General features: G+C 68.9%; 6 protein-coding genes and 1 rRNA gene. 2 read left to right on the forward strand and 5 right to left on the reverse strand.

Annotated features, from left to right (window positions below):
• Nucleotides 1-160 precede the first annotated feature (160 nt).
• Nucleotides 161-4,081 carry a Pls/PosA family non-ribosomal peptide synthetase gene (locus C8K36_RS12410; RefSeq protein ID WP_107984762.1) on the forward strand — a complete coding sequence of 1,307 codons (3,921 nt, stop codon included), beginning with the start codon at nucleotides 161-163 and terminating at the stop codon, nucleotides 4,079-4,081.
• Nucleotides 4,078-5,394 (forward strand): M1 family metallopeptidase, encoded by a 1,317-nt coding sequence (locus C8K36_RS12415; RefSeq protein ID WP_107984763.1) that lies wholly within the window; start codon nucleotides 4,078-4,080, stop codon nucleotides 5,392-5,394. Before C8K36_RS12410 ends, C8K36_RS12415 begins: the two co-directional genes overlap by 4 nt.
• Here C8K36_RS12415 and C8K36_RS12420 read toward each other — a convergent pair.
• From C8K36_RS12420 to rrf, 5 genes are all read right to left on the reverse strand, one after another.
• Nucleotides 5,380-6,648: an MFS transporter gene (locus C8K36_RS12420; RefSeq protein WP_107984764.1), complete on the reverse strand. Its 1,269-nt coding sequence runs from the start codon at nucleotides 6,646-6,648 to the stop codon at nucleotides 5,380-5,382. The genes C8K36_RS12415 and C8K36_RS12420 overlap by 15 nt on opposite strands.
• Nucleotides 6,645-7,298: a GntR family transcriptional regulator gene (locus C8K36_RS12425; protein WP_107984765.1), complete on the reverse strand. Its 654-nt coding sequence runs from the start codon at nucleotides 7,296-7,298 to the stop codon at nucleotides 6,645-6,647. Before C8K36_RS12425 ends, C8K36_RS12420 begins: the two co-directional genes overlap by 4 nt.
• A gap of 44 nt (nucleotides 7,299-7,342) precedes the next feature.
• A complete protein-coding gene (locus tag C8K36_RS12430) occupies nucleotides 7,343-8,164 on the reverse strand; it encodes an ABC transporter ATP-binding protein (RefSeq protein ID WP_107984766.1) in 822 nt (273 codons plus the stop codon).
• Nucleotides 8,161-8,850 (reverse strand): FadR/GntR family transcriptional regulator, encoded by a 690-nt coding sequence (locus C8K36_RS12435; protein ID WP_107984767.1) that lies wholly within the window; start codon nucleotides 8,848-8,850, stop codon nucleotides 8,161-8,163. Before C8K36_RS12435 ends, C8K36_RS12430 begins: the two co-directional genes overlap by 4 nt.
• Before the next feature lie 179 nt (nucleotides 8,851-9,029).
• Nucleotides 9,030-9,123 (reverse strand): 5S ribosomal RNA (rrf, locus tag C8K36_RS12440); the annotation flags it as partial.

Consider the following 9,123-nt stretch of genomic DNA (forward strand, 5'->3'; position numbering starts at 1 on the left):
TCGTGAACACGACGTGCCGCGGGCGCGGATTTCGACACATCCGGTGGAGAATCGTCAGGAAGAAGCGATTCGCCTGCCGGGCGGGTGTTCATCCTCCGGACACCTGGACGTGAGACAACTCGATGTCCGCCCGACCAGGCACAGAGAGGGACGTCCCGGATTGTCTGCCCAGCCAGCAACAGACCAGTCGGATCAGCGGTCTCCGCACCGGATACCCGCTGAGTTCCTTCGATCGGCCCTCGCGCCCGCACCACGCACCCTCGTCGACATCCTCGAGGCCACCGCAGCGGCCCATCCGGACGCCACCGCGATCGACGACGGCACCGCACCGCTCACCTATCGCGAATTGCTGGACGAGATCGCGACCGGCGCCCGTTGGCTCGCCGACGCCGGCGTCGGCGCGGGAGAGCGGGTCGGCGTGCGGATGCCGTCGGGCTCGCGCAACCTGTACGTCGCGATCCTGTCGGTGCTCGCCGCCGGCGCCGCGTACGTGCCAGTCGACGCCGACGACCCCGACGAGCGCGCCGAACTGGTGTTCAGCGAGGCGCAGGTAGCGGCAATCCTCACCGCCGACGGCGTGCAACCCGGCACCGCGCCGCGCCGCGCCGCACCGGACGTCCGGCCCCCCACGCCGGACGATGACGCGTGGATCATCTTCACGTCAGGCTCCACGGGCACTCCCAAGGGCGTCGCGGTCACGCACCGCAATGCGGCAGCGTTCGTCGACGCCGAGGCTCGGATGTTCCTTCAGGGCGATCCGATCGGTGCGGAGGATCGGGTACTGGCGGGGCTGTCGGTGGCTTTCGACGCGTCGTGCGAGGAGATGTGGCTCGCGTGGCGGCACGGCGCCGCACTGGTACCCGCACCCCGATCGCTGGTGCGCAGCGGCATGGATCTCGGACCGTGGCTGGTCTCGCGCGACGTCACGGTCGTCTCCACCGTTCCGACGCTCGCGGCGCTGTGGCCGGCCGAGGCGCTCGAGGCGGTGCGGCTGTTGATCTTCGGCGGCGAGGCCTGCCCGCCGGATCTGGCCGAACGGCTCGCCGTGCCCGGTCGCGAGGTGTGGAACACGTACGGCCCCACGGAGGCCACCGTCGTCGCGTGCGGCGCGCTCATGGACGGCACCGGGCCGGTGCGCATCGGACTGCCCCTCGACGGCTGGGACCTCGCCGTGGTCGACGCGTCCGGTGAACCGGTCGCCGACGGTCAAGTCGGCGAACTCGTCATCGGCGGGGTCGGGCTCGCGCGGTATCTGGATCCCGCGAAGGATGCCGAGAAGTACGCACCGATGACGACGCTCGGCTGGGACCGCGCCTACCGCAGCGGCGACCTGGTCCGCCTCGATACGGCGGGTCTGCTGTTCCAGGGCCGCGCCGACGATCAGATCAAGCTCGGCGGACGCCGCATCGAACTCGGTGAGGTCGACAACGCACTGCAGAACCTCCCCGGGGTCAGCGGTGCCGCCGCCGCGGTTCGCAAGACCGCGGCGGGCACCTCGATCCTGGTCGGCTACATCGCCAGCACCGACCCCGACTTCGATCTGAAGGCGGCTCGGGATCAACTGTCCGAGCACCTTCCCGCGGCCCTCGTGCCGCGGCTCGCACTGGTCGACGAACTACCGACCCGAACGTCGGGCAAGGTCGACCGCAACGCATTGCCGTGGCCGCTGCCCGGTGCCCGCGAAGACACGGTCGATCCGGCCCTCAGCCTCGACGGCACCATGGCCTGGGTGGCCGGGCTGTGGGCTTCGATCCTCGGCGCGAGCGTCACCGGACCCGACGACGACTTCTTCGAACTCGGCGGGGGCTCACTGTCCGCCGCCCAATTGGTGTCGGCGCTGCGTGCGCGGTTCCCCCAAGTAACCGTGGCACAGCTGTACGACCATCCCCGACTCGGCTCCCTCGCCGGATTCCTCGACGACCTCGCCCCCGCCGCGGCCACCACGGCCCGGCACGTCGACCCCGTGCCGCGGCGGGCCCAGGCCGCGCAGATCGCGGTGACCGTGCCGCTGATGACGCTCACCGGACTGCAATGGGCGACGTGGTTGGCAATTACCGGCAACGTCCTCGCTTGGTTCGACGTCTCGTGGGCGCCGACACTGTCGTGGTGGTGGGTGGCGCTCGCGTTCTTCCTGTTCATCACCCCTCTGGGGCGGATGGGCATCGCGGTGATCGGGGCTCGCACGCTGCTGCGGCGGCTGAAACCGGGCACGTACGCGCGCGGCGGCCCCGAGCACCTGCGGCTGTGGATCGCACTGCGCCTCGTCGAGGCCAGCGGCGCCGACAACCTGTCCGGCGCACCGTGGATGCTGTACTTCGCCCGCGCCCTCGGCGCCCGCGTGGGACGCGGCGTCGACCTGCACACCCTCCCCCCGGTCACCGGGATGCTCGTCCTCGGTGACGGCTGTTCCGTCGAACCCGAGGTGGACCTGGCGGGCCACTGGATCGACGGAGACGTCGTGCACATCGGTGAGATCCGTATCGGCGACGGCGCCGCGATCGGCGCACGTTCGACGCTCCTGCCGGGCGCCCGCATCGGCCGGGGCGCCGAGGTGGCCGCGGGCTCGGCGGTGTTCGGCAAGGTCAAGGCGGGACAGCACTGGGCCGGCTCGCCCGCGGTCAAGGTCGGCAAGGCCATGCACCCGTGGCCCGATCGTGTGCCGCAGCGCGCTGTCCACTGGGTGCCCATCTTCGGCGTCACGTCCATCGTATTGGCCGGTATGCCGATCTTCGGCCTCGCCGCGGGCCTGCTCCTGATCGGCCGGCGAGTGCGTGACGCGTCCGATCGCGGCGACGCCTTCTGGCGCGCCCTGGCGATCCTGCCGGTCGCGACCGTGCTGAGCCTGTTCGTCTTCGCCGCGCTGACGGTGATCGCTGTGCGCCTGCTGTCGATCGGGCTCGACGAGGGCTACCACCCGGTGCGCAGCCGCATCGGGTGGCAGGCGTGGGCCACCGAGCGGCTCATGGACTCGGCCCGCACGTTCCTTTTCCCTCTGTACGCGAGCCTGCTGACGCCTCTGTGGCTGCGACTGCTCGGTGCGAAGGTCGGACGGGACACCGAGATCTCCACCGCCCTCGTGCTGCCCAAGTTCACCACCGTCGCCGACGGCGCCTTCCTCGCCGACGACACCATGGTCGCGAGCTACGAACTCGGCGGCGGCTGGATGCGCATCGAACCCGCGAAGGTCGGCAAGCGCGCATTCCTCGGCAATTCCGGGATGGCCGGGCCGGGGCGCCGCGTCCCCAAGAACGGCTTGGTCGCGGTCCTGTCGGCAGCGCCGAGCAAGGCCAAGTCGGGTTCGTCGTGGCTCGGGAGCCCGCCGGTCCGGCTGCGCCGGGCAGCGACCGCGTCCGACGCCTCCCGAACCTTCGCCCCGCCGCTGCGGCTGCGGATCGCCCGCGCGATCGTCGAGACGTGCCGGCTCATCCCGGTGATGGTGACGTTCGGGATCGGCCTGGGCGTGCTGTTCACGCTCGCGTGGCTGGTGTCGGTCGGCGGATTCTGGCTCGCAGCCCTGTGCGGGGGCGTGGTCCTCATGATCGCGGGCGCCGTGGCGGGAGCCGTGTCGGTGGCCGCGAAGTGGCTCGTCGTTGGCCGGATCGGCACGGTCGAGCATCCGCTGTGGAGTTCGTTCGTATGGCGCAACGAGGTGTCCGACGCGTTCGTCGAGACCGTCGCCGCACCGTGGTTCGCACGGGCCGCGAACGGCACCGCCGTGATGAACGTGTGGCTGCGCGGGCTCGGGGCGACCATCGGCCGCGGCGTGTGGTGCGAGACCTACTGGCTCCCCGAGGCCGACCTGGTGACCCTCGGCGACGGCGCCACTGTCGAGCGGGGGTGCGTCGTGCAGACGCACCTGTTCCATGATCGGATCATGTCCATGGACACCGTCACGTTGGGTGCGGGCGCCACCCTCGGCCCGCACTGCGTCGCGCTGCCCGCCGCCGGTCTCGGCGACGGCGCCACCGTCGGCCCGGCGTCGCTCGTCATGCGGGGCGACGTCGTCCCGCCGTCCACCCGCTGGCAGGGCAATCCCATTGCGCCGTGGACGGATTCGACGTCCGACGGAGACGCGCGATGAAGCCCGGCAAGACAGCGGACGACCCGATCGACCCCTACCTCCCGCAGGCCGGAAACCGCGGATACCGGGTGTCCCGGTACGAGTTGGACCTCACGTACAAGGTGCACAGCAACCGCCTGTCCGGCAAGGCGACGATCACCGCGACCACCACCGACGTCCGGCCCCGCTTCTCCCTCGACCTCGCGCCGACGTTGCAGGTGTCGAAGCTGTCGGTGAACGGCCGACGGGTCGCGAAGTACACGCACCGCGACGGCAAGCTGACCATCACCCCGGCGCAGAAGATTCCGGCGGGCGGAGTCCTGTCGATCACCGTGCAGTACTCGGGTAACCCGCAGCCTGTCGCGAGCATGTGGGGCGACGTCGGCTGGGAGGAACTGTCCGAGGGCTCGCTCGTCGCGAGCCAACCGAACGGAGCCGCGTCGTGGTTTCCGTGCGACGATCACCCGAGTTGCAAAGCGAGCTATCGCATCTCGATCACGACCGACTCGCCGTACCACGCCGTCGCGAACGGCAGCCTGGTCCGCAAGCAGACCAAGGCCAGCTTGACGACGTGGGTGTACGAGCAGACCGAGCCGATGTCGACGTACCTGGCCACCGTCCAGATCGGACCGTACGAGCGTCGCCGTATGGACAGCGGCCGCGTCCCGATGCACGCAATCCACCCGCAGGACCTACGGAACCGTTTCGACCACGACTTCGGCCGCCAGTCGCAGATGATGGACGTCTTCGAAAAACTGTTCGGCCCCTACCCGTTCGACGACTACTCGGTCGTCGTCACCGGCGACGACCTGGAGATCCCGATCGAGGCCCAAGGACTGTCGATCTTCGGCGCCAACCACTGCGACGGCCACCGCGGCTCCGAACGTCTTGTCGCACACGAGCTCGCGCACCAGTGGTTCGGCAACAGCCTCACCCTCGGGGTGTGGAAGGACATCTGGCTGCATGAGGGATTCGCGTGCTACGCCGAGTGGCTGTGGTCGGAGAACTCCGGAGGACCCGACGCCCAGACCCTCGCCCTGCAGGCGCACCGCGGCCTCGCCGGCAAGCCGCAGGACATCCTGCTCGGCGACCCGGGGCCGCGACTGATGTTCGACGACCGCATCTACAAGCGCGGCGCCCTCGCACTGCACGCGCTGCGGCGAGAGATCGGCGACGACGCCTTCTTCGCCCTGCTGCAGAAGTGGACTGCCCAGTACCGGCACTCGACGGTGTCGACCGAGCAGTTCACCGGCCTGGCAGCACAATTCACCGACAAACCGTTGCGCCCGCTGTGGGATGCGTGGCTCGCGGCGAAGCCGCTACCGAACCTCTGACACTTCCGGCAGGTGCCGTCGCCACTTGACGATGACGAGCGCCAGACTTGCCGCGGCCACGACCGCGCCGATCACGAACATCATCGGATACGTGAACGACGGGTTCGCCTCCGCGATCACCGCCATCGCGGCGGGCACCGCGAATCCGAGGTAGCTGAGCGAGTAGAAGACGGCGGTAAGTCCGGCCAGATCGTCGGGGCCGGCGATCCGCTGGATCTCCTGCAGTCCCGACACCAGTGCGAGGCCGTATCCGCACCCCAGGATTGCCGCCGCGATCATCGACATCGGGACCGTCAGCACGTTCGACGCGACCGCCGCCACCGACATGCCCAGCACAAGCACCGCGAGTGCCACGGCAACAGCGCGGGCATTCGACGGGCTGTCGATTCTGCGCCCGACGGCCTGGATCGCGAATCCTGCACCCAACCCGATCATGCACAGCAGCGCCGAGAACGCGACCGGCGCACTGCCACTGCGACCGGTCATGAGCGCAGGCATCACCGCGTACGCGGATGCCGCCGCACCGAACACCCATGGGGCGACGGGAGCGACGACGTACAGGAAGCGGCGGTGCGCGACGGCCGGAATCTTCAGATCCTGCGTCAGCGAACGACGCTCGTTCCTCGGTACGGCGGACCTCGTCTCCGGTGCCCGCAGCAGCGCAACACCGGCCGCGAGCGCGATCGTCGAATGCACGGCGTAGGCGAGCGCACTCGGCCACGGCGCCCACTGTGCGAGTGTCCCCGCGACACCCGCGCCGATGCCGAACCCGGCGGTCAGGCTCATCGCAGCACGCCTCGCACCGGCACCCGGCCGGGCCGACGGATCCCGATCCGCCGTCGACAGTTCCTTGAGCCAGCTACCGCCGACAGCCATACCGAGTCCCAATGCGACGCCGGACAGGATGCGTCCGGCGACCAGCCATGCCGCCGAATCGGGTCCGGCCGCCAGGACCAGCGATCCGGCCACCGCGATGAACGGAGCCGGCAGCATCAGCGGACGTCGACCCAACCGGTCCGAGAGCGGACCGCCGATCAGCAGCGCCGGCACGATGCCGAGCACGTACGCAAACAGGAAGGTGTCGACCACGACCTGCGTGAACCCGTGGTCGAGTTTGTACATCACGAGCAACGGCGTGAACTCGTTGCCACCCCACGCCACCGCGAACATGCCTGCGGCGACGAGCATCCACGGACGCAGGCGGCTGTGCGTCGCAGGAGCAGCCAGCGCGACGGAGTCCTCGACAGCGGTCATCGCCGGCTTCCTTCACCGAGCGCGTGGACCTCCCGCATGTGCCGACGGAGCGTCGACGCGAACCCGCCCGCGTCGCCGGCCTCGAGCAGGTCCGCGAGTCGGGTGTGATCGTCGATGATCTTGGTGATCTGTTCCGGATCACGGGCCAGCGAATGGGCCGTCATCCGGCGCTGACGCTCCCGCAGTCCGTCGTAGAACGTCTCGAGCAGTGGGTTACCGCCGGCGCGCACGAGGGCGCGGTGGAAATCGGCGTCCAGTGCGCTGAACTCCGCGGCATCGCCGGACGAGGCGACATGCTCACGCTGCCGACGCAGGTTGTCCCGGAGTGCCGCCACGAGCAGATCCCGTGTCCGGGTGCCCGGCATGACCGACTCCACGGCATGTACCTCGACGAGAAGACGCGCGTCGATCACGTGTTCCGCCTCGCCGTCGGCAACGGGAACGATCAGCGCGCCCCGCTTGGGGTAGAGCCGCATCCAGCCCTCCGCTTCGAGCCTGAGGAAGGCTTCGCGGACCGGCGTCCTGCTCGATCCCATGCGCGTCGCGATCTCGCCCTCACTGATCAGCTCACCGCCCGGCAACGCGCCGGACAGGATCATCTCCTTGACCTCGCGGTACGCCAGTTCTGCCGCTGAATACAACTTAGACACAAGATGTATTTATACGCCTTGCGAACGATCGCCGGACACTCGGGTCAGACCGTCGGCTCCGGTCCCGGCGTACGCGACTGCGCCGAGTACCGGCCACCGTTGCGGACGATGTCGATCGGATGATCGAAGCACTCGCTGATTCGTTCTGTCGTGATCACGGACCCGGCCGGCCCCTGCGCGGTGATGCGACCGTCCCGAATCAGCAGCGCGTGCGTCGTGGTGGTCGGGATCTCCTCGATGTGGTGGGTGACGAGGATGCTCGCCATCAGCGGATGCTGCGCCCGCATCTCGTCCAGCGCGGTGAGTAGTTGTTCCCGCGCCGCGAGGTCGAGGCCGGTCGCTGGTTCGTCGAGCAACAGCACCGGCGGATCCGGCATCAGCGCCCGAGCGATGAGCGCGCGCCCCCGCTCGCCCTGCGACAGGACGGGCCAACGCGCCTCAATCCGCGGGATCATGCCCATCATCGCGATCAGCTCCTCCGCCCGCGCGCGATCCGCGTCGGTGGGCTGCCACCGCTGCACGAACTCAGGCGTGTTCGTGAGTCCGGTGAGCACGACATCACGCACGGTCAGTGGCCGCTCGATCGTGTGACGGGGGTTGACGTGACCGATGTGCGAGCGCAACTCCCGCATGTCCACCCGGCCCAGCTGATGCCCCAGCACGCGCACGGTGCCGTGGGTGGGATGTGCGACGGCACCGAGCAGGCTCAGCAGTGTGCTCTTGCCGGCACCGTTGGCCCCGAGGAGAACCCAGTGCTGCCCTTGCTCGATACGGACGTCGATGCCGCTCAGGATCTTCCGCCCTTCCCGGATCAGATCCACGCCTTCGGTGCTCAGCACGACGTTTCCGACAACGCTGGTACTCACTCGCCATTCCTTACTTCTTCCAACTTCGCGATCATGGGGTCGAGGTTCGCTGTCGTCGCCGCGACAGCTGCCGAACTGTCCCCGCGTTCGAGTGCAGCCACGAGCGCATCGTGGGCGTCTCCGGTATTCGGAATTGTGGGCTCGTTCTCGAGCATATCCACGAGGGCCCCGTGCAGGATCGGCCGAACCGAGTCGAACAGTGCCGTGAGCACCGGGTTGCCGGCGAGAATCACCACAGACCTATGAAACTCGAGATCGGCCCGGACGAACTCCTCTGCTCCCGACGCCTCACTGGAGTGCCGCTCGGCCACCTGTTGTCTGAGGCCCGCAAGGTCCTCAGGTCGGGCACGCTCGGCAGCCAAACGCGCAGCTTCCACTTCGAGCGCGCGCCGCACTTCCAGAACCTCGAGGACGCGCGATCGCCGCAGCAGCTGTTCCAGCGCCGCCGCCCCCACAGGTTCGACGACGAAGGTACCCACACCGTGCCGGACGTCGAGCAGTCCGTCCCGCACCAGCAGACGTACTGCCTCCCGTACAGACGACCGCCCGACGCCGAGTTCGGTTGCGAGCTCCGCTTCGCTGGGCAATCGCTGACCGACCGCCCATTCGCGGACGTCGATCCGCCGACGGAGCAATTCCTCCACCTGCGGCACCAGCGGCCCGCTGCGCAACGTGTGTCCTGCCATGGTCCACCTCCGCTCGGAAGTATAGACATCAGACGTCTGATGTCTGGCGGACGAGCGTCAGACTTCGACTAACTCTGCGGGCCGCCTCATCAGGGCGCCGGCGTTCCGAAGTGGGTGGAATTGATACGGAAATGCCGAAGGCCCCCACCCTGACGGGTGGGGGCCTTCGGTTGAAAGGTGTTCGGCGGTGTCCTACTCTCCCACACCCTGTCGAGTGCAGTACCATCGGCGCTGGAGGGCTTAGCTTCCGGGTTCGGAATGAGACCGGGCGTT

The organism is Rhodococcus sp. OK519, from assembly GCF_003051005.1.
In the GTDB taxonomy this organism is placed as follows: Bacteria; Actinomycetota; Actinomycetes; order Mycobacteriales; family Mycobacteriaceae; genus Prescottella.